General features: G+C 55.4%; 23 protein-coding genes. 21 read left to right on the top strand and 2 right to left on the bottom strand.

All coding sequences use genetic code 11. The features are described from left to right. Position 1: 1 nt before the first annotated feature. The 18 genes from rplF (at position 2) to dsbD (ending at position 12,700) form a co-directional block, all read left to right on the top strand. Positions 2-535 carry a 50S ribosomal protein L6 gene (rplF, locus tag AC6I6N_RS14715; RefSeq protein WP_094198140.1) on the top strand — a complete coding sequence of 178 codons (534 nt, stop codon included), beginning with the start codon at positions 2-4 and terminating at the stop codon, positions 533-535. Between the two features lie 21 nt (positions 536-556). After that, positions 557-910 carry a 50S ribosomal protein L18 gene (gene rplR, locus AC6I6N_RS14720; protein ID WP_009459977.1) on the top strand — a complete coding sequence of 118 codons (354 nt, stop codon included), beginning with the start codon at positions 557-559 and terminating at the stop codon, positions 908-910. A gap of 12 nt (positions 911-922) precedes the next feature. Further along, positions 923-1,444: a 30S ribosomal protein S5 gene (rpsE, locus tag AC6I6N_RS14725; protein WP_003805367.1), complete on the top strand. Its 522-nt coding sequence runs from the start codon at positions 923-925 to the stop codon at positions 1,442-1,444. 3 nt (positions 1,445-1,447) lie between these two features. After that, entirely contained in the window at positions 1,448-1,633 is a 186-nt protein-coding gene (rpmD, locus tag AC6I6N_RS14730) for a 50S ribosomal protein L30 (RefSeq protein ID WP_003805366.1), read from the top strand. A gap of 11 nt (positions 1,634-1,644) precedes the next feature. Next, a complete protein-coding gene (gene rplO, locus AC6I6N_RS14735; RefSeq protein WP_094198139.1) occupies positions 1,645-2,085 on the top strand; it encodes a 50S ribosomal protein L15 in 441 nt (146 codons plus the stop codon). Positions 2,086-2,097: 12 nt separating this feature from the next. After that, positions 2,098-3,423, top strand: coding sequence for a preprotein translocase subunit SecY (gene secY, locus AC6I6N_RS14740; protein WP_003805363.1), 1,326 nt, complete (start codon positions 2,098-2,100; stop codon positions 3,421-3,423). Between the two features lie 9 nt (positions 3,424-3,432). Beyond that, on the top strand, positions 3,433-3,651 hold the full coding sequence (infA, locus tag AC6I6N_RS14745; protein WP_003805361.1) for a translation initiation factor IF-1: 219 nt from the start codon (positions 3,433-3,435) through the stop codon (positions 3,649-3,651). A gap of 32 nt (positions 3,652-3,683) precedes the next feature. Beyond that, complete coding sequence (gene rpmJ / locus AC6I6N_RS14750; RefSeq protein WP_003805360.1) at positions 3,684-3,797, top strand: 50S ribosomal protein L36; 114 nt, start codon at positions 3,684-3,686, stop codon at positions 3,795-3,797. 36 nt (positions 3,798-3,833) lie between these two features. Then, complete coding sequence (rpsM, locus tag AC6I6N_RS14755) at positions 3,834-4,199, top strand: 30S ribosomal protein S13 (protein ID WP_003805346.1); 366 nt, start codon at positions 3,834-3,836, stop codon at positions 4,197-4,199. Between the two features lie 14 nt (positions 4,200-4,213). After that, a complete protein-coding gene (gene rpsK / locus AC6I6N_RS14760; RefSeq protein WP_003805343.1) occupies positions 4,214-4,612 on the top strand; it encodes a 30S ribosomal protein S11 in 399 nt (132 codons plus the stop codon). Between the two features lie 11 nt (positions 4,613-4,623). Then, positions 4,624-5,247: a 30S ribosomal protein S4 gene (gene rpsD, locus AC6I6N_RS14765; protein ID WP_094198138.1), complete on the top strand. Its 624-nt coding sequence runs from the start codon at positions 4,624-4,626 to the stop codon at positions 5,245-5,247. Between the two features lie 152 nt (positions 5,248-5,399). Further along, positions 5,400-6,383: a DNA-directed RNA polymerase subunit alpha gene (locus AC6I6N_RS14770; RefSeq protein ID WP_003805337.1), complete on the top strand. Its 984-nt coding sequence runs from the start codon at positions 5,400-5,402 to the stop codon at positions 6,381-6,383. A gap of 203 nt (positions 6,384-6,586) precedes the next feature. Then, a complete protein-coding gene (gene rplQ, locus AC6I6N_RS14775; RefSeq protein WP_003805334.1) occupies positions 6,587-6,973 on the top strand; it encodes a 50S ribosomal protein L17 in 387 nt (128 codons plus the stop codon). Positions 6,974-7,460: 487 nt separating this feature from the next. Beyond that, positions 7,461-8,546: an LLM class flavin-dependent oxidoreductase gene (locus AC6I6N_RS14780; protein WP_094198137.1), complete on the top strand. Its 1,086-nt coding sequence runs from the start codon at positions 7,461-7,463 to the stop codon at positions 8,544-8,546. Between the two features lie 122 nt (positions 8,547-8,668). Beyond that, entirely contained in the window at positions 8,669-9,214 is a 546-nt protein-coding gene (locus tag AC6I6N_RS14785) for a flavin reductase family protein (RefSeq protein WP_094198136.1), read from the top strand. 114 nt (positions 9,215-9,328) lie between these two features. Continuing rightward, on the top strand, positions 9,329-10,303 hold the full coding sequence (locus AC6I6N_RS14790) for an AraC family transcriptional regulator (protein WP_094198135.1): 975 nt from the start codon (positions 9,329-9,331) through the stop codon (positions 10,301-10,303). A 47-nt stretch (positions 10,304-10,350) separates the two neighbouring features. Further along, positions 10,351-10,737, top strand: a complete 387-nt coding sequence (cutA, locus tag AC6I6N_RS14795) for a divalent-cation tolerance protein CutA (protein ID WP_108728329.1) — start codon at positions 10,351-10,353, stop codon at positions 10,735-10,737. 37 nt (positions 10,738-10,774) lie between these two features. Continuing rightward, entirely contained in the window at positions 10,775-12,700 is a 1,926-nt protein-coding gene (gene dsbD / locus AC6I6N_RS14800; protein WP_497943591.1) for a protein-disulfide reductase DsbD, read from the top strand. A gap of 118 nt (positions 12,701-12,818) precedes the next feature. On the opposite strand, the gene hemB is transcribed toward dsbD, so the two are convergent. Together hemB and yihA are read right to left on the bottom strand one after the other, a co-directional pair. Beyond that, positions 12,819-13,838 carry a porphobilinogen synthase gene (gene hemB, locus AC6I6N_RS14805; protein WP_321268391.1) on the bottom strand — a complete coding sequence of 340 codons (1,020 nt, stop codon included), beginning with the start codon at positions 13,836-13,838 and terminating at the stop codon, positions 12,819-12,821. Continuing rightward, positions 13,835-14,458 carry a ribosome biogenesis GTP-binding protein YihA/YsxC gene (gene yihA / locus AC6I6N_RS14810; protein WP_042489383.1) on the bottom strand — a complete coding sequence of 208 codons (624 nt, stop codon included), beginning with the start codon at positions 14,456-14,458 and terminating at the stop codon, positions 13,835-13,837. The genes hemB and yihA overlap by 4 nt, the downstream gene beginning before the upstream one ends. A gap of 157 nt (positions 14,459-14,615) precedes the next feature. On the opposite strand from yihA, the gene AC6I6N_RS14815 reads away from it, so the two are divergent. From AC6I6N_RS14815 to ccsB, 3 genes are all read left to right on the top strand, one after another. Continuing rightward, positions 14,616-15,320: a c-type cytochrome gene (locus AC6I6N_RS14815; RefSeq protein WP_199827849.1), complete on the top strand. Its 705-nt coding sequence runs from the start codon at positions 14,616-14,618 to the stop codon at positions 15,318-15,320. A 229-nt stretch (positions 15,321-15,549) separates the two neighbouring features. Continuing rightward, positions 15,550-17,592, top strand: coding sequence for a cytochrome c biogenesis protein ResB (locus AC6I6N_RS14820; RefSeq protein WP_094198130.1), 2,043 nt, complete (start codon positions 15,550-15,552; stop codon positions 17,590-17,592). A 15-nt stretch (positions 17,593-17,607) separates the two neighbouring features. Continuing rightward, a complete protein-coding gene (ccsB, locus tag AC6I6N_RS14825; RefSeq protein ID WP_094198129.1) occupies positions 17,608-18,966 on the top strand; it encodes a c-type cytochrome biogenesis protein CcsB in 1,359 nt (452 codons plus the stop codon). Positions 18,967-19,076: the final 110 nt, after the last annotated feature.

A 19,076-nucleotide genomic window follows, 5' to 3' on the forward strand; every position in this document is an offset into this window, starting at 1 on the left:
TATGTCACGTATCGCTAAGTATCCCGTTTCCCTGCCCAAGGGCGTAGAAACGACTATTGCCGCTGATCAGATCACGGTCAAAGGCCCTCTGGGCACTTTGGTTCAAACTCTGACTGGCGACGTCACCATTGAACTTCAAGACGGTCAGCTGTCTTTTGCTGCTGCGAACGAAACTCGTCACGCAAACGCAATGTCCGGCACCGTGCGCCAACTGGTCAACAACATGGTTGTTGGCGTGAGCGCCGGTTTCGAACGCAAGCTGAGTCTGGTTGGCGTGGGTTTCCGTGCCTCCGTCCAGGGTAATGCCTTGAAGTTGCAACTGGGTTTCTCGCACGACATCGTGCACGACCTGCCTGAAGGCATCAAAGCCGAGTGCCCAACTCCGACGGAAGTCGTGATCAAGGGTTCGAACAAGCAGGTGGTTGGTCAGGTTGCCGCTGAAATTCGTGGCTATCGTCCACCAGAGCCTTACAAAGGCAAGGGTGTACGTTATGTCGGCGAACGCGTCATCCTCAAGGAAACCAAGAAGAAATAAGCCCGCAGGCAAGGACGAATCATGGACAAGAAACAATCCCGTATGCGTCGTGCAGTGGCTACTCGCCGCAAGATCGCCGAACTGCGCGTACACCGCCTGTCGGTGCATCGCACGAATACGCATATTTACGCGAGCATCATCTCGCCCGAAGGCGACCGCGTTCTGGTCAGTGCTTCCACTGTCGAGACCGAAGTTCGCAAAGAATTGGCCGTTGGCAGCAACGTAGCGGCAGCCAGCCTGGTTGGCAAGCGCGTCGCCGAAAAGGCGAAGGCTGCGGGCATCGAGACGGTTGCTTTTGACCGCTCGGGCTTCCGTTACCATGGCCGCGTGAAAGCGCTGGCCGAGGCCGCGCGTGAAGCCGGCTTGAAATTCTAAAGGAATTATCAAATGGCTAAAGCACAAGGCAGACAGGCTCCAGAGCAAGAGCGCGATGACGGCCTGAAAGAAAAGATGATTGCGGTCAACCGCGTCAGCAAAGTCGTTAAAGGTGGTCGCACCATGAGCTTTGCTTCGCTGGCCGTAGTCGGTGATGGCGATGGTCGTATCGGCATGGGTAAGGGCAAAGCCCGCGAAGTACCCGTTGCTGTTCAAAAGGCAATGGAACAGGCCCGTCGCGGTCTGATCAAAGTGCCTCTGAAAAACGGCACTTTGCATCACACCGTAGTGGGTAAGCACGGTGCAGCTACCGTTCTGATCTCGCCCGCCGCTGAAGGTACTGGCGTTATCGCCGGTGGCCCAATGCGCGCTATCTTCGAAGTGATGGGCGTGCGCAACGTCGTAGCCAAGAGCCTGGGTTCCAGCAACCCATACAACATGGTTCGCGCTACTTTGAACGGCTTGCGTGCTTGCTCGACACCGGCTGACATTGCTGCCAAGCGCGGCAAGACAGTTGAAGAAATTCTGGGGTAAGTCATGGCACAGAAACAAATCAAAGTTACGTTGGTGCGTTCGGTCATCGGTACTAAGCAAAGCCACCGCGACACCGTTCGCGGCCTGGGTCTGCGCCGAGTCAACACCAGCCGTGTATTGGTTGATACTCCTGAGGTTCGTGGGATGATCCGCAAGGTGGATTATCTGGTTACGGTCTCGGAAGCCTGAAAGGAATCGGGATGTCTGAATTGCAATTGAACAATCTCAAGCCCGCCGCTGGCGCCAAACACGCAGCACGTCGTGTTGGTCGCGGTGTCGGTTCCGGCTTGGGCAAAACCGGCGGACGTGGTCATAAAGGCCAAAAATCCCGCTCGGGTGGTTTTCATAAAGTCGGTTTCGAAGGCGGTCAAATGCCTTTGCAACGTCGTTTGCCCAAGCGTGGTTTCACCACCCTGGACGACCACCTGTACGCAGAAGTACGTCTGTCCGAACTGCAAAAAATGGATGCCGAAGTTATCGACGTCCAGGCACTGAAGCAGGCTGGCGTGGTTGGCCAAATGGTGCGTTACGCTAAAGTCATCAAGTCCGGTGAACTTTCCCGTAAAGTTGCGCTGAAAGGCATTAATGCAACGGCCGGCGCTCGCGCCGTGATCGAAGCAGCCGGCGGCTCGCTGGAATAAAAAGGGGTCACGGTGGCAAAAGCTCAGGCACAGAGTAAGTCGGGTCCGCGCTACGGCGATTTGAAACGTCGTCTCGTTTTCCTGTTGCTCGCCCTGATTGTCTACCGCTTGGGTACGCACATTCCGGTACCAGGCATCAATCCTGATGCCTTGTCCGAACTGTTTACTCAAAACCAGAGTGGTATTCTGGGTTTGTTTAACATGTTCTCCGGTGGTGCTTTAGAGCGATTCTCAGTGTTCGCACTGGGAATCATGCCCTACATCTCTGCGTCCATCATCATGCAATTGATGACCGCTGTGGTGCCCACGCTGGAAGCAATCAAGAAAGAGGGTGAGTCGGGTCGTCGCAAGATCACGCAATACACCCGTTACGGAACGGTCTTTTTGGCTTTGTTCCAGGGAGTTGGGATTTCCATCGCTCTAGAATCGCAGCCCGGTCTGGTTATCGACCCAGGGATGCTGTTTCGCTTCACGACAGTGGTAACACTGGTCACTGGCACCATGTTCGTCATGTGGCTGGGTGAACAAATCACTGAACGTGGATTGGGTAATGGTATTTCCATCCTGATCTTCGCCGGTATCGTAGCGGGTTTGCCCAATGCTTTGGGCGGCATGCTTGATCTGGTGCGTACGGATTCCATGTCGATTCTATCGGCACTGTTTATCCTCGTTTTAGTAGCCGCCGTCACGTACTTCGTCGTCTTTGTCGAGCGTGGTCAGCGTCGTATTACGGTCAACTACGCCAAACGGCAAGTAGGTAACCGTATCTATGGTGGTCAAAGCTCGCATTTGCCGCTGAAACTGAACATGGCTGGCGTGATCCCTCCGATCTTCGCTTCGTCCATTATTCTGTTGCCAGCGACAATTGCTAATTGGTTCTCCAGCACACCCGGTCTGGGTTGGTTGCGTGAAATCGAGGCTGCTTTGTCGCCGCGTCAGCCGCTTTACATTACTTTGTTCTCCGCGCTGATCATTTTGTTCTGCTTTTTCTACACGGCCCTGGTGTTTAACAGCCGCGAAACTGCAGACAACCTGAAAAAGAGTGGAGCTTTCGTACCAGGTATTCGTCCCGGTGATCAGACAGCGCGTTATATCGACAAGATCTTGATGCGTTTGACATTGGCCGGTGCGATCTACATTACCTTGGTGTGTCTGGTCCCAGAGTTCTTGCAAATGCGCTGGAATGTACCGTTTTATTTTGGCGGCACTTCCTTGCTGATTATTGTTGTAGTAACCATGGACTTCATGGCGCAGGCTCAGGCCTATGTCATGTCACAACAATATGACTCGCTGCTCAAGAAGGCTAACTTCAAAGGCTCGAGCTTGCCGATGCGGTAATTCACGAAAATGGCAAAGGACGACGTCATTCAAATGCAGGGACAGGTTCTTGAGAACCTTCCCAACGCAACTTTTCGCGTCAAGCTGGAAAATGGTCACGTAGTGCTCGGATACATTTCAGGCAAAATGCGTATGCACTATATCCGGATTCTGCCGGGCGATAAGGTCACTGTGGAGCTCACGCCCTATGATCTATCCCGAGCACGAATTGTGTTCCGCTCCAAATAAGCGGCCGGTTACAGGAAACTAGGAGTCAAACCATGAAGGTAATGGCATCAGTAAAGCGGATCTGCCGCAACTGCAAAATCATTAAACGTCATGGCGTGGTGCGTGTCATCTGCACCGATCCACGTCATAAGCAGCGTCAAGGCTAAGTTGCCGAAACGCAACCGATTTAACAAGGAATAACCATGGCCCGTATTGCCGGCATTAACATCCCGCCGCATCAACACGCCGAAATCGGTCTTACCGCGATTTTCGGCATCGGTCGCACCCGCGCTCGCAAGATTTGCGAAGCATCGGGTATTGAATACTCCAAGAAGGTCAAAGATCTGACCGACGCGGAACTCGAGCGCATTCGCGAACAGATCGGCTTGTTCACTGTAGAAGGTGACCTGCGTCGTGAAGTTCAGCTCTCGATCAAGCGTTTGGCTGACTTGGGAACTTACCGTGGCATGCGTCATCGTCGCGGTCTGCCAGTGCGCGGCCAACGTACACGCACTAACGCTCGCACCCGTAAAGGTCCGCGTCGTGCCGCCGCGTCCCTGAAGAAATAATCGAGGAATAGAAGATGGCCAAAGCTTCTAGCAGCGCTTCACGCGCACGCAAGAAAGTCAAAAAAAGCGTGTCGGACGGGATTGCTCACGTCCACGCTTCTTTTAACAACACGATCATCACCATTACTGACCGTCAGGGCAACGCATTGTCCTGGGCTACGTCGGGTGGCGCGGGCTTTAAAGGCTCTCGTAAATCCACGCCGTTTGCCGCGCAGGTTGCCGCTGAAACAGCCGGCCGTACTGCCATGGAATACGGTATTAAAAATCTTGAAGTTCGCATCAAGGGCCCCGGTCCAGGCCGTGAATCGTCTGTGCGTGCTCTGAATGCTCTGGGTATCAAGATCACCAGCATTGCAGACATCACACCGGTTCCGCATAACGGCTGCCGTCCGCCCAAGCGTCGTCGCATCTAAGGGGAAGCGAAGTGGCTCGTTATATTGGACCAAAATGCAAGCTCTCGCGTCGCGAGGGTACCGATCTGTTTTTGAAGAGCGCCCGTCGCTCGCTGGATTCCAAGTGCAAACTGGAATCGCGACCTGGTCAGCACGGCCGCACCTCCGGTGCTCGTACGTCTGACTTCGGTCTGCAGCTGCGCGAAAAGCAAAAGCTCAAGCGTATGTACGGCGTGCTGGAAAAGCAGTTCCGCAAATACTACGTTGAAGCTGACCGCCGCCGTGGCAACACCGGTGAAACGCTGATTCAATTGTTGGAATCGCGTCTGGACAACGTGGTTTACCGCATGGGTTTCGGCTCTACACGTGCTGAAGCTCGCCAGCTGGTTAACCACCGTGCTATCGAAGTCAACGGTCATACCGCTGACATCGCTTCCATGCTGATCAAGGCTGGTGACGTTGTTGCCGTCCGCGAAAAAGCTAAATCCCAAGGCCGTATCAAGGAATCCCTGGATCTGGCAACTGGCATTGGCTTGCCTCAGTGGGTGGAAGTTGACGCTGCCAAGCTGTCCGGCGTCTTCAAGCAAGTTCCCGATCGCGCTGACGTCGCTCAAGACGTTAACGAATCGCTGGTTGTTGAGTTGTACTCGCGTTAATCTTTTACGCGAAGACCGCTTACACAATGCAGTAAAGCAAGCCCACTTCCCGTTTTTCGGCAAGTGGGCTTTGCGATACTTTCTGCTGGCTTAGGCCAGTTTCCGTCAGCCTTATCGGTGTAACGAGCCGAGGGTATTGAAAAGGAAATCGAATGTCTCAAGGTTTTTTGAAACCCCGTTCCATTGAAGTCGAACCAATCAGCAAAAATCACGCCAAGGTGATCATGGAGCCTTTCGAGCGCGGCTACGGCCACACTCTGGGCAACGCACTGCGTCGTATTTTGCTGTCCTCCATGACCGGCTATGCACCGACTGAAGTGCAGATCACCGGTGTGGTGCACGAATACTCCACACTGCCAGGTGTGGGTGAGGACGTGGTTGATATCTTGATGAACCTCAAGGGCGTGGTATTCAAGCTGCATAGCCGTGAAGAAGTTACCCTGATCCTGCGCAAAGAAGGCGCCGGCCAGGTGTTGGCTAGCGACATCGAATTGCCGCACGACGTTGAAATCATCAACCCCAATCATGTGATTGCCACCTTGACCGATGACGGCAAGCTGGAAATGCAGATCAAGGTTGAGCAAGGCCGTGGCTACGTGCCTGGTAACGTTCGTGCTCTGGCTGATGACCGCACCCACACGATCGGTCGTATCGTGCTGGACGCGTCCTACAGCCCTGTGCGTCGGGTTAGCTACGCGGTCGAAAACGCCCGTGTGGAACAGCGTACTGACCTGGACAAGCTGGTTCTGGACATCGAAACCAACGGCGTGATCTCGCCCGAGGAAGCTGTTCGCCAGTCCGCTCGCATCCTGATGGATCAAATCTCCGTGTTTGCTGCTCTGGAAGGTGTGGGCGATGCCTACGAAGCTCCAGTACGTGGCGCACCACAGATCGATCCTGTGTTGTTGCGTCCTGTCGACGATCTGGAATTGACCGTTCGTTCCGCAAACTGCCTGAAAGCCGAAAATATCTACTACATCGGCGATCTGATCCAGCGTACCGAAAACGAACTGTTGAAGACTCCAAACCTGGGCCGCAAGTCCTTGAACGAAATCAAGGAAGTGTTGGCTGCACGTGGTCTGACTTTGGGCATGAAGCTCGAAAACTGGCCACCACTGGGTCTTGAGCGTCCATAAGTAGTCAGCAAGACAGACGTTTCTTGGACGCCACTTACACTTTTTCTGGTGTTGTACACCTGCAAAAAGTGTGAGTGGCGGCTGAAAATGTGCTATTGTTTTGCGCTGTCCATCTGGTCCGCAGCCTAGCTGATAGAAGAACCAGATTTACGCATGCCGCATAAGCGGCGTGCCAATTAGATTCATTATTTAGGAAAATCATCATGCGTCACCGTCACGGTCTACGTAAACTGAATCGTACCAGCAGCCACCGTTTGGCCATGTTCCGCAACATGTCCGTGTCCCTGCTGACTCACGAAGCCATCAAAACCACACTGCCTAAAGCTAAAGAGCTGCGTCGCGTGGTTGAGCCCCTGATCACTTTGGCTAAAAACCCAACCTTGGCAAACCGTCGTCTGGCTTTCGCCCGTCTGCGCGACCGCGATGCAGTGACCAAGCTGTTTGAAGTTTTCGGCCCACGTTACCAAGAGCGTAACGGCGGCTACACCCGCATCCTGAAAATGGGTTTCCGTCAGGGTGACAATGCTCCTATGGCATTCATGGAGCTGGTGGATCGTCCAGAAGTTCAGGAAGAAGCCGCTGCTGAATAAGCGCTGCTTGTTTCTCTCGTAGTATTGAAAACGGACTCTCAGGAGTCCGTTTTTTTATTGGCGGCGGTATGGTCTTGTTCATCAAGGGCTAGGCGTTTTTGGAAAGGTCCTCACCTTGTTGCTGCTGATCTTGTTTCTCACCGTCGTTTTGCCTGCTCCCCAGGCCGGGTGCCAAGCCTACCCCTTATATAGGTCCAAGCGCGGGTTTGAGCCAGAATGTGGGCTCCATTCAGCACAGTGAAAAGGCGTAAAGCAGGGTGCTTTGACTGTTAAAAACAGCTCAAAAAAAACAACAAGGCGCTGTTATATAAGGGTTTTTACTAGGTTTTCTGACCTGTAGAGCTTTAAAGTTCAAATAATTGCAGGCATTTGATAAAAGCGGCAGTGATCCGATAGTGGGCCTTAGGGCCGCTCCCTAAAATCTGCGCTATGTCAGCTTCGCCATGGTGGTGAGCTGTAAAGAACAACGATTTTCAGGAGACTGGCGATGGCACAGAATACATTGCTCACACACGATAAGTTTCTGCTGGGAACCTTTGCCACCAATTGCGGTGGTGGCATGACGGTATCAACCTTGCCCGATCGCTGGCAGGCTACGTGGGAAAACAATCTGAAGCTGGGCAAGCTGCTGGACGATGCCGGTATTGACTTCATGTTGCCTATCGCCCGTTGGATTGGTTACGGTGGCGAAACCGATTTCCACGGTTACGTGCTGGAAACCGTCACCTGGGCGACTGCCTTGCTGGCCAATACTCGCAATATCAGCGTGTTTGCCACTGTGCACACGGTTGCTAACCACCCTGTGGTGATTGCCAAGCAGCTCGCCACCATGGCCCAGATGAGCGGCAACCGGGTCGGTTTGAATATCGTGGCCGGCTGGAACAAGCCTGAGTATGACGCTTTGGGTGTGAAGCTGCCTGATGATCATGAAACCCGTTACGGCTATGCGCAAGAATGGTTCGACCTGATCAAGAAAATCTGGCACCACGATGGCCGTTTCGATTGGGATGGCAAATATTTCCAGGCCAAGGGTGTTTACGGCAATCCTCGTCCTGAATTTGATCCGCCTATCTTTAACGCCGCCGGTTCCGGTCAAGGCCGTGAGTTTGCCAGCCGCAATGCCAACTTCCTGTTCACGCCCGCCATGGAGCTGGAGCGCTCCAGGAAAGAAGTGGCCGAGCTCAAGGCGCAGGGCCAAGCGCAAGGTCGCAAAGTCGATGTGATGACCTTCTCGCACGTTGTGTGCCGTCCTACGCAAGCCGAGGCCCAGGCCGAGTGGGAACGCATCATGGCCAATATCGACAATGGTGCCGTGGATAATTTGATGAATTTGCAGTTTGCCCACGCTCATTCTTTCCCGCACGAGCTGCTGGAGCAAATCCGTGAACGCATGGCGGCGGGCCACGGTGGTTTCCCGCTGGTGGGTACACCCGAGCAAGTGGCTGACGGTTTGTGTGCTCTGCACGAAGCCGGTTTCCGGGGAACAACCTTGTCCTTTGTGGACTATGTAAAGGAATTCCCTTATTTCCGTGATACTGTGCTGCCTTTGTTGCAGCAGCGTGGCATTCGCTAAGAGCGATTTTCTGGCTATCGGGCAGGCTTTGGCTTGCCCAGGGGGATAGCCAGTTCACGTACGCCACACAGGCAGCATCGTCCCGATGACTGTGCTGCCCATAAGATTAGAAAAGGTGAATCATGCCTGTGGAATTGGCTTCCTTGCCGACAGACCAAGCGCTATACGCGCCTGGAGTTTCTGCCGAGCAGTTCAAACTTGCTATGCGCCATCTGGGGGGTACGGCTAATGTGATTACGGTCGAACACCAGGGTCAGCGCAGCGGCCTGACCGCGACTTCGGTCACTTCGGTAGCCGCAGATCCCGCAGAGGTGCTGGTCTGCGTGAATCAAAGCTCCTCGTCCTGGCCTTTGATGCGTGATAGCGGTCTGTTTGGGGTAAATATCCTGGGTGTTGAGCAGGCGGGCATGGCTTTGCAATTTGCCGGTTTCAAAGGCGAGCAAGGCGATGCGCGTTACGCTGGACACGACTGGCTGCGTACTGAGCACGGCATCTGGCTTGCCCGACAGGCGCCCGCTGCTTTGGCCTGTCAGATTGTGGAAGTGATTGAGCGTCATAGCCACGCCTTGGTATTGGGGCGTGTGTTGCAGGTACACCATGCCGAGCAGGAACAGGATTCGCCCTTGCTGTACTGGCAAGGACGCTTTGGCCGCTTTCAGGGTCAGTAACTCATCGGGATTGCCGTCCCTGGCCCGGGCGGCCTAGGGATTGTCTCGATGTTGCAGTGCAAGAGGCTGTGCCACACTAAGGTACAGCTTTTTTTATCGCTTGTTGCGACGCTCATGACCACCATACTGAATCGCTATGCCCAGCTGCATTCGCAGGATGTGGACTGCGTTCAGCACTATATCTCCCAGGTTTTCTGCCCGCATAGCCTGACTTTGGCCGATACCCGTCAGCGTCTGAATGCACGCCTGTCTCTACGCCAAGGCCAGGATGTGGCCTATGGTCGTTTGCGCTATGGGGCGCAGGTGCAGATTGCGCCTCAGCCACTGGACGACTTCTATCTCTTGCAAATCCCCCTGTCGGGACAAGAGCAGATTCATACGGCGCATGGGCGTTTCGCGTCGACCTCGCGCCTGGCTTCCATCATTAGCCCGACTCAAGCCTTCAGCATGGAACATAGCCTGGAGGCCGATAAGCTGTTTGTGCGTATTGGACGTCAAGGGTTGGAGCGCCATTATCAGGATTATTTTGCGCAACCTGTGCGCGGTCCGCTGGAGTTTCAGCCCTCCATCCCGTTGGATGCGCCCGGTGGGGCCAGCTTGCGCCGTTTGCTGGACTGGCAGTTTGCCGAAGTGTCGGATGGCACCTTGTTTGATCAACCCCGTCAGGTGCGCCAGTTCGAGCAGACGTTGATCTACGCTTTGTTCGAGCTGCATCAGCACAATCAACCTTCTCACAAAACAGCGGCCGTCTTGCCGCATGTTTTGCGGCGTGCCCTGGACTTCATGGAAAGCCAGACCGGCCAGCCCATCACCATTGGCGATATTGCGCAGGCGGCAGGTGTCAGCGTGCGTAGCCTATATGCCGGGTTTCGGGAGCATCTAGGTGTCGCACCGATGGCGCGTTTGAAACAGATGCGTTTGAAAGCCGCCCGACAATATTTGCAGCAAGGTGGCATGTCGGTCACCGAGGTAGCCCTGGCTTGTGGCTTTACCCACTTGGGGCAGTTCTCGGCCGACTACCGGCATAGCTATGGCGAGCGCCCCTCTGAAACATTAAGCGGCTTGAGTCGACCTCGATCCAGCGTTTAAGCACAGGCATCCGGCGCTACACTAAGGGCTCTGATTAGGAGCCCTGCATGTCCTCTGAGAATTCCTCCAGTTCCAAACCCAATCTGGCTTTGACCCTGCCCGATATGGATGCGCAGCAAGTAGTACTGGCGCAGACCACCGTGCCCGATATGATGCTGGCCAAATACCTGGCTCATCACTTGGTTGAGGATGGAATTGCCGCTTGTGCGAACCTTGCGCCTGCTAGCTTGTCTATGTACATGTGGCAAGGGGAGTTACAGGGCGATGAGGAAATTACGCTGACTTTCAAAACCACAGTGGCCCGGCTACCGGAACTGGCAGATCGCTTGCGCGAGCAGCATCCTTACGATCTGCCTGAATTGATTGTGCTTCCGGTTGTTGGTGGTTTCACCGCTTATCTGGATTGGGCTCGCACCCAGACCCGTCCTGCCTGATCGCAGATAGCCCAGCCTAAAAAACCGGAATAGATTTGTGTCTTTGTCTTTGAAGCGTTCCCCGTTTTCTGCCCAGCGTCTTGGCGCGTGGTTTGCTGTTTTCTTTGTCCTGATGCTGGCCTGGCTGGCAATGCCGTTGACGGCGCAGGCAGAAGAAGAGTTTCTGGACCCGGAACAGGCTTTTGTGCTGACCGCGGCCATGAGCCAGCCCGACCAACTGGACATCCATTTTCAGATTGCGCCTGAATACTATATGTATCGCAAGCGTTTCGGGGTCTCGACCGAGAAGGCTGAGCATCTGGGCAGTCCCCAGCTTCCCGATGGCGAAAAGGTGTATGACCCGACCTTTGATGAAGTGATGGAGGTCTATCGAAACTCGGTCACCCTGCGCGTGCCTGTCCTGGCCGATAGCGGTACGGGCCAGGATCTGAAAATTAATGTGGTCAGCCAGGGTTGCGCCGATGCTGGCCTGTGCTATTCCCCCTCAACGCAAACCTTGACCTTGATCCCGACCGGACAGGGCTGGGAAGTGGCGGGCCCTTTTGGTGTGGTGTCGGTGCCTGCGCCGGGTGAGTCCACGGCTCAGAAAACAGACACGGCAGCAACGGCTGCTACGACTACAGCCGCCACTACAGGCGGTGTCGCGTCGGCGCTGAACCTGAGTGATGTGGGCCTGGCCGATTACCTCAAGCAGGCTGGCTGGGGCCAGATTGTGTTGCTGAGCTTTGTGTTCGGCTTGCTGCTGTCCTTTACGCCTTGCGTCCTGCCGATGGTGCCGATTTTGCTGTCCATCATTGCTGGACGTAATCAGCCTGCGCCATCGCGCTGGCACGGCCTGAAAATGGCCTTTGCCTTTGTGCTGGGCTTGTCCCTGGTCTACACCCTGCTGGGCGTGGCAGCAGGCTTGCTGGGTGCGGGCTTGGCAAGCTGGTTGCAGAATCCGTGGGTCTTGGGTCTGTTCGCCCTGATTCTGGTGGTGTTGGCCTTGTCCATGTTGGACGTGTTTACGGTTCAGGCTCCGGCGGCGCTGCAAAATCGCTTGAACGAAACAATGAATCGCTTGCCGGGCGGGCAACTGGGCGGCGTATTCCTGATGGGCATGCTGTCTGCCTTGATTGTTGGCCCTTGTGTTGCGGCACCGCTGGCTGGCGTGCTGCTGTTTATCTCGCAGACGGGTGATGTGGTCCTGGGCGGCTCGGCTCTGTTTGCCTTGGCCTGGGGGTCGGGCGTCTTGTTGCTGATTGTGGGTGCGGGTTCGGGCAGTGTGTTGCCCAAGGCGGGTGCCTGGATGGAAAGCGTCAAAACCGCTTTTGGTGTGTTGCTGTTGGCGACGGCCTGGTGGATGGTCTCGCCCTTGATGTCGGGCACGATTGCCGTTTTTGGCTGGGTTGTCCTGGCCTTGTGGGCGGCTGCCTTGCTGGGAGCGTTCGGGCGCGGCACGGCTGCACGTACACCTTGGTCGGGTTTACGACAGGGTGTGGGCATGATGCTGGCGGTCTGGGCCATCATGATGATGATCAGCATTGCCTTGGGTCGTCCCAGCGTGATTCGTCCTTTGGAAGGGCTGAAATCGTCCGGTACGGTGGCCGCTGCGCAAAACAAGGTGGAGTTTCAGCGCGTGCTGACGCTGCAGGAGTTGGAGGAGCGTCTGGCCAAGACCACACGCCCCGTGATGTTGGACTTCTACGCAGACTGGTGTGTGTCCTGCATTGAAATGGAGAACTTCACCTTTAGTGATCCCTCTGTTGCGCAACGCATGGCGCAGTTTGAATTGCTGCAGGTGGATGTCACCGCCAATACGCCAGAGGATCGTGAACTGCTCAAACATTTCCGCCTGTTCGGCCCTCCCGGCATCATGTTTTTTGATTCCAAGGGGAAACAATTGGAACAACTGCGCGTGATCGGTTTTCAGGATGCCAGTCGCTTCTCCACGGTGCTCGACGAGGCTTTGGCCGGTGCCTGACGTTTCTGATTTGCCCGAAACCGGGCTTATCAGGGTCTAACAGACGGTACATCGTCGCGTACACACAACAAAAAACGCAGCTCACGGGCTGCGTTTTTTGCATTCTGATTGATATGAATCAGCAGTTCTGTTCGCGCATCAGCTTGGCCGCTTCGATGGCGAAATAGGTCAGAATGCCATCGCCACCAGCCCGTTTGAAGGCCAGCAGAGACTCCATCATGACCTTGTCGTGATCGAGCCAACCGTTCTGCGCAGCGGCCTTGATCATCGCGTACTCGCCACTGACTTGGTAGGCGTAGGTCGGCATGCCAAAGGCGTCTTTCACGTCACGCAGGATGTCCAGGTAAGGCAGGCCAGGTTTGACCATGACCATATCGGCGCCTTCACGGATGTCGGCGGCCACCTCACGCAGAGCTTCGTTACGGTTGGCTGGATCCATCTGATAGGTGTTCTTGTTGGAACGCCCCAGATTGGCAGCCGAACCCACCGCGTCGCGGAAGGGGCCGTAGAAGGCACTGGCGTACTTGGCCGAGTACGCCATGATGCGGGTGTGGATGAACTGGTCCTTGTCCAAAGCGGCGCGGATGGAGCCGATACGGCCGTCCATCATGTCGCTGGGGGCCACAATATCCACGCCCGCCTGAGCTTGGGTCTGGGCCTGACGGATCAGCATGGCAACGGTTTCTTCGTTCAGGATGTGGCCGTCATTGTCCAGAATGCCGTCCTGGCCGTGGCTGGTGTAGGGGTCCAGCGCCACGTCAGTGAGTACGCCCAGCTCTGGGAATTGCTGCTTGAGCATGCCCACGACGCGGGGAATCAGGCCGTTGGGGTTGGCGGCTTCGCTGCCATCCGGCGTTTTCAGGGACGGGTCGATGGAAGGGAACAGGGACAGCACAGGGATGCCCAGCTCCAGACACTGTTCGGCCACGCGCATCAGTTCGTCTGGCGAATAGCGCATGACGCCTGGCATGGAGCCGACTTGCTCCTGAACTTTCTCGCCTTCACGCACAAAGACCGGGTAGATCAGGTCGTCTGTGGACAGGCGGTTTTCGCGCACCAGACGGCGGGAAAACTCGTCGCGGCGGTTACGGCGCAAGCGAGTATTAGGAAAGTCGGCAGGAGGAATAAAACGAGTCATGGAACAACCTTCGGAGAAATCCAGTTTTCGATGCATTCGGTCGCTTCGGGCAAACCGATACGATCAGTGGAAGAGAAGGGCAGCGCATGCAGGGCGCCAATTTCTCGGAGTTGGCGACGCACTTCGGCCACCGCCTTGATGCGTTGACCATAAGGCAGTTTGTCGGCTTTGGTCAAAAGCGCCAGTACGGGTTTGCCGGTAGGCGCAATCCAATCGGCCAGACGCATATCCAGGTCGGTCACGCCGCGTCGGATGTCGATTAGCAACACAATGCCGGCAATCGAGGGGCGGGTGGCCAGGTAATCGCCCAGAATTTCGGCCCAGTCCTGCTTTTCGTGGCGGGCCACGGCAGCGTAGCCATAGCCGGGCAAGTCCACCAGGTGGCCCAGAAAGTCGCCTGGCGAGAGCGGATCGGGAATACCGAACATATTGATCAGGCGTGTTCGTCCCGGCGTTTTACTGGAAAAAGCCAGTTTTCGTTGGTTGGCCAATACGTTGATGGCGGAGGATTTGCCCGCATTGGAGCGCCCCACAAAACAGACCTCGGGAGGTCCGGGAGGGGGCAGCTGATCGATCTGAGCAGCTGAAATCGTGAAGTGAGCGCGGTGCAGTATCGACATGGTTGCAGCGTAATTCCATATTGGTTCAGCGCCTATTGTATAATCTCTCGATTTGAAACAGTAATGTCGTAGTCCACTGGGTACTGACCAGCGGCTTACGGTGGCTTTTGCGGGGCGCATGCGGCACCCCGATTGATTCGCGATTATCGAGGTCCAAATGAAGCGTGCGCTTTCCCGAGTCGTTATCGCAAGCAGCCTGACGATGGCTTGCTCTGTGGTTTTTACCGCTAACGTGGCCCATGCAGCTGGTCTGCCCAAGCCAGATGCCGCCAAAGGCGAGCAGCTCTACCTGCAAGGTGAGATGTCGCGTGGCGTGCTGGCCTGTGTGACCTGTCACGGGGATGGCGGCAACAGTATTATTCCGGTCAACCCGTCGCTGGCTCACCAGCCGTACGAGTACCTGGTCAAGCAGCTACACGATTTCCGTGCCAAGGATGAAAAGTCCCTTCCTTCTCGTCGCGGCCCTGAGGGCGCCAACAGCCTGATGACAGCCATTGCTGCGGGCATGACCGAAGAAGACATGAAGAACGTGGCGTTTTACCTGTCCCAACAGCCTGTGAACTGGGATCAGGCTGCTAACGCCACTAAAGAAGACACCATGGAACGCGGCCAGAAGATTTGGCGCGGTGGTTTGCCCGAGCGTGGTGTTCCTGCCTGTGCCGCTTGCCACTCGCCTGATGGTGCTGGCATGCCAGGACAATATCCTCGTCTGGCCGGTCAGCACCCTGGCTACATTGTTGAACAGCTCAAACTGTTCCGTAGCAGTGACCGTGCCAATAGTGCTGAAATGCACGACATTGCCGATCGCATGTCGGATGCTGACATTGCCGCCGTGTCGGATTTCGCCGCTGGCCTGCGTTAATCAGTCCAAGGGGGCCAATGGCCCCCTGACTGCCTAGAGCCTGACATTCACCTTGTGGCCCCAGCTTCCTTTGATGGTTGTGGCGGTTTGGGTGCCTTAACACCGGGCGGTGCCGATTTGGGCCGGGTCTTGTGTTGGTATTTTGTCCAGTCATCGAACTTGTGGCACTTTCAGTGCTCAAAGTCTGGATGTTTCCGGTGAACCCCACCCACCTCCTAAGCTAGCCTTTGTGAAAAAAGTATCCTCTGTGCGTCGCTTTGCGGCCGATTTCCTGGAATTGCTCGGTTCGATGCGCTTTGCCATCAGCTTGCTGATGTTCATTTGCGTAGCCAGCCTGATCGGGACTGTTCTGGCGCAAAACCAGCCCGCTAATACGTATATCGATCAGTTCGGCCCCTACTGGTTTGAATTGTTCGATCACTTCTCGATCTGGTCCATCTACAACAGTGGATGGTTCATGGTCATTATGACGTTTCTGGTGGTCTCGACCACGCTGTGCGTTATCCGCAATGCCCCCAAGATGATCCGCGAAATGCGCACCTTCAAGGAGCACGTGCGCGGTGGCAGTCTCAAAGCCTTTCCCCATCGTGTGGAACTGGAAAGTGCCGGTGCCCCCGAACACAACCGGGAGCAGGTTCAAGGTTGGTTGCAGTCCCAAGGTTATGCGGTGCGCGTGCGCAAGGACGACGATGGCAGCATGATGATGGCGGCCAAAAAAGGCAGCGCCAACAAGCTGGGTTACATCTTTGCTCATCTGGCCATCGTGGTTATCTGTGTGGGCGGTCTGCTCGACAGCGAATTGCCCGTGCGCCTGCAAGTGTGGCTGGGCGGCAAGCAGCCCATTACAGAAAATATATTGATTTCCCAAGTGCCCGAGTCGGGTCGACTGGGATTGGGCAACCCCAGCTTTCGCGCCAATATGCTGGTGCCTGAAGGTGCCCGTACCGCGACTGCCGTGATCAATTCTGGTGAAGGCGTCCTGATTCAACCTTTGCCTTTTGCACTGGAGCTCAAGCGCTTCCTGGTGGAGTATTACTCCACTGGCATGCCCAGCAGCTTCAAGAGCGAAGTGGAAGTAACCGATCCCGTCACGGGTGATACCTTTGAGCGCACGATCGAGGTGAACGAGCCTTTGCGTTACAAGGGCGTGACGGTTTACCAGTCCGGCTTTGATGATGGTGGCAGTATTCTCAGCTTGAAGGGCTATCCTTTGGTAGGCCCTGGCTCCAAGACGTTTGCTCTGAGTGGCAAGGTGGGCGAGACCGTAGGCATCGCGGCTCAGGAAAGTCCCAATGAGCATGCTTTGACGGTGCAACTGACTGAGTTGCGGCCCATCAATGTGGAAAACCTGACCGAGGGTGACCCTCAGCCCAAGGCCATGATTGAACACGTGGCCGCGGTTACCGGTAGCGCAGCTAACAAGAAAGATCAGAACTTGAAGAACGTTGGCCCCAGCGTGAACTATCGTCTGATCGACGACCAGGGCCAGTCCCGCGAGTTTGTGAACTACATGTTGCCAGTGGAGCTGGACGGCACTCTGGTGTTTCTGGCCGGGATGCGTTTTTCGCCCGCCGAACCGTTCCGTTACGTGCGTTTCCCGGCTGACGACAAGGGTTCCTTGAAAGAATTCATGGATTTGCGGGCGGCGACACAGAACGAGGCCCTGGTAAACCAGGCGGCCGAGCGTTTTGCCGAACGTAATTCTTCTTCGCCCGAGCAAAAAGAGCTGATGCTCTCGGCTTCCCGAACCGCTTTGCAGACTTTTGTGCGTGCCGGTTTTGATGGCCTGATCAGCCGTGTCCCCGAGGCCGAGCGCGAGCGTATCCTGAGTTTTGCAATTCCCATGATTCAGTTCACACTATCGGAATTGCGTGATTTGGTCAGACAGCAACAAGGCTTGCCGGAGCTGGATTACAGTCAGGAAAATAACGATGCCAATCGTTGGATTCAGTCTGCTGTTCTGGCCTTTGCCAATCTACCCGATTACCCGGCACCCGTTATGTTGACCTTGGACAGTTTTGAGCAAGTTCAGGCCAGCGTATTTCAGGTGGCGCGCAGCCCAGGCATGTACATTGTGTACTTGGGTTGCTTGTTTCTGATTATTGGCGTGTTCTCGATGTTCTATATTCGGGATCGCCGTGTGTGGGTATGGATTCGCCCTCACAAGCTAGGCAGCAGCGTAATGGCTGCCATGACATCCCAACGTCGCAACTTGGACTTTAACCTCGAGTTTGATCGCCTGAAAGCGGCGTTCAACCGGCTATCTGTCTGACAAGGTGTAGCAACTATGGCGCAGACCCTTTCTTCGGCCACTCCAACGATGTGGCAAGACAATATCGCATCCAGTGGTGACCGGCGCGGTATCCGTGGCCGTCCGGACTGGACGGATGTGCTGTTTCTGGTGGTACTGGCTTTGGGTGCGGCGTATGCGCTCAATGTGTACAGCACCAGCATGGATTACTACGAGAAGATCATTCTGGTGGCTTTTGTCCCCTTTGTGGCCTGGCTAGGGTGGTTGTGGCGTCCGCTGCGTACCTTGCTGGTGCTCTCGGGTTTGACTGCTTTGCTGGCAGTCTGGCTGTATAGCACGGGTGAGGGACTGGGTACCGGAGATATTGAAAAGGCCGATTCGGTATTTCTGCTGAAGTATTTGTTCTCGTCCCAGTCCGCTATTTTGTGGATGTGTGCGCTGTTCATTCTGGGCACAGTCATGTACTGGGCTGGTTTTTTCAGCAATACGGCCGCCTGGATGGGTTCGGGTCTGACTTGGGCGGCTGTGTATGCTGGCACGACAGGCTTGTTGGTACGCTGGCGCGAAGGTCACTTGCTCGGCCCGGACATTGGCCATATTCCGGTCAGTAATCTGTATGAAGTGTTTGTCTTGCTGGCGCTGATTACGGCCTTGTTTTATCTGTATTACGAACGTCGTTACAACACCCGAGCCTTGGGTGGCTTTGTGTTGTTGGCGATCAGCTCGTTGGTTATTTTCCTGCTGTGGTATTCCTTCACGCGCGATGCGCATCAGATCCAGCCTTTGGTGCCTGCGCTGAAAAGCTGGTGGATGAAGTTGCACGTGCCGGCCAACTTTATTGGTTACGGTACCTTCTCCTTGGCTGCCATGGTGGGCTTTGCCTATCTGGTTAAGGAAAATGGTGAGACACGTTCGCGTGCCAAGCTGATACCAGTGTTTTTGCTGGGCGCCATCCTATGTGCCGAGCCCATGATTTTTGGCTCGCGGGAGTTGTCACCGACCTGGATGCTGTATTTCGGTATCGGTAGTGTGATGGTGGGCACGATTTTGTATTTCCGTGGTCCGATTTCGCGCAAACTGCCTTCCTTGGAAGTGCTCGATGACATCATGTACCGCGCGATTGCAGTGGGTTTTGCCTTCTTTACGGTGGCGACGGTGTTGGGGGCGTTGTGGGCCGCTGATGCCTGGGGTACGTACTGGCAGTGGGACCCGAAAGAGACCTGGGCCTTGATTGTGTGGCTGAACTATGCGGCCTGGTTGCACTTGCGTTTGCTCAAGGGCCTGCGTGGCACGATGGCGGCGTATTGGGCGCTGGCTGGTTTGTTGATTACCAGCTTTGCATTCCTGGGCGTGAATATGTTCTTGTCGGGGCTGCATTCCTACGGGGAGCTGTAAGTCTTTTTGCTGTTCTGGGGCTGGGGGATTGGTTTCAGAATGCTTGGTTGAAAATGGAAAACCCGAGTTTGGCTGGATGCCGGACTCGGGTTTTTTGCCGCTGGAGCGTC

It is taken from the genome of Alcaligenes sp. LTN-3 (assembly GCF_059735605.1).

Coding starts and splice junctions, on each gene's coding strand:
- rplR (WP_009459977.1), top strand. CDS start 557: ATGGACAAGAAACAATCCCGTATGCGTCGTGCAGTGGCTACTCGCCGC.
- rpsK (WP_003805343.1), top strand. CDS start 4,214: ATGGCCAAAGCTTCTAGCAGCGCTTCACGCGCACGCAAGAAAGTCAAA.
- rplF (WP_094198140.1), top strand. CDS start 2: ATGTCACGTATCGCTAAGTATCCCGTTTCCCTGCCCAAGGGCGTAGAA.
- rpsE (WP_003805367.1), top strand. CDS start 923: ATGGCTAAAGCACAAGGCAGACAGGCTCCAGAGCAAGAGCGCGATGAC.
- yihA (WP_042489383.1), bottom strand. CDS start 14,458: ATGTCGATACTGCACCGCGCTCACTTCACGATTTCAGCTGCTCAGATC.
- rplQ (WP_003805334.1), top strand. CDS start 6,587: ATGCGTCACCGTCACGGTCTACGTAAACTGAATCGTACCAGCAGCCAC.
- AC6I6N_RS14815 (WP_199827849.1), top strand. CDS start 14,616: ATGAAGCGTGCGCTTTCCCGAGTCGTTATCGCAAGCAGCCTGACGATG.
- rpsM (WP_003805346.1), top strand. CDS start 3,834: ATGGCCCGTATTGCCGGCATTAACATCCCGCCGCATCAACACGCCGAA.
- rpmD (WP_003805366.1), top strand. CDS start 1,448: ATGGCACAGAAACAAATCAAAGTTACGTTGGTGCGTTCGGTCATCGGT.
- AC6I6N_RS14780 (WP_094198137.1), top strand. CDS start 7,461: ATGGCACAGAATACATTGCTCACACACGATAAGTTTCTGCTGGGAACC.
- AC6I6N_RS14790 (WP_094198135.1), top strand. CDS start 9,329: ATGACCACCATACTGAATCGCTATGCCCAGCTGCATTCGCAGGATGTG.
- AC6I6N_RS14770 (WP_003805337.1), top strand. CDS start 5,400: ATGTCTCAAGGTTTTTTGAAACCCCGTTCCATTGAAGTCGAACCAATC.
- hemB (WP_321268391.1), bottom strand. CDS start 13,838: ATGACTCGTTTTATTCCTCCTGCCGACTTTCCTAATACTCGCTTGCGC.
- AC6I6N_RS14785 (WP_094198136.1), top strand. CDS start 8,669: ATGCCTGTGGAATTGGCTTCCTTGCCGACAGACCAAGCGCTATACGCG.
- rplO (WP_094198139.1), top strand. CDS start 1,645: ATGTCTGAATTGCAATTGAACAATCTCAAGCCCGCCGCTGGCGCCAAA.
- rpmJ (WP_003805360.1), top strand. CDS start 3,684: ATGAAGGTAATGGCATCAGTAAAGCGGATCTGCCGCAACTGCAAAATC.
- infA (WP_003805361.1), top strand. CDS start 3,433: ATGGCAAAGGACGACGTCATTCAAATGCAGGGACAGGTTCTTGAGAAC.
- ccsB (WP_094198129.1), top strand. CDS start 17,608: ATGGCGCAGACCCTTTCTTCGGCCACTCCAACGATGTGGCAAGACAAT.
- cutA (WP_108728329.1), top strand. CDS start 10,351: ATGTCCTCTGAGAATTCCTCCAGTTCCAAACCCAATCTGGCTTTGACC.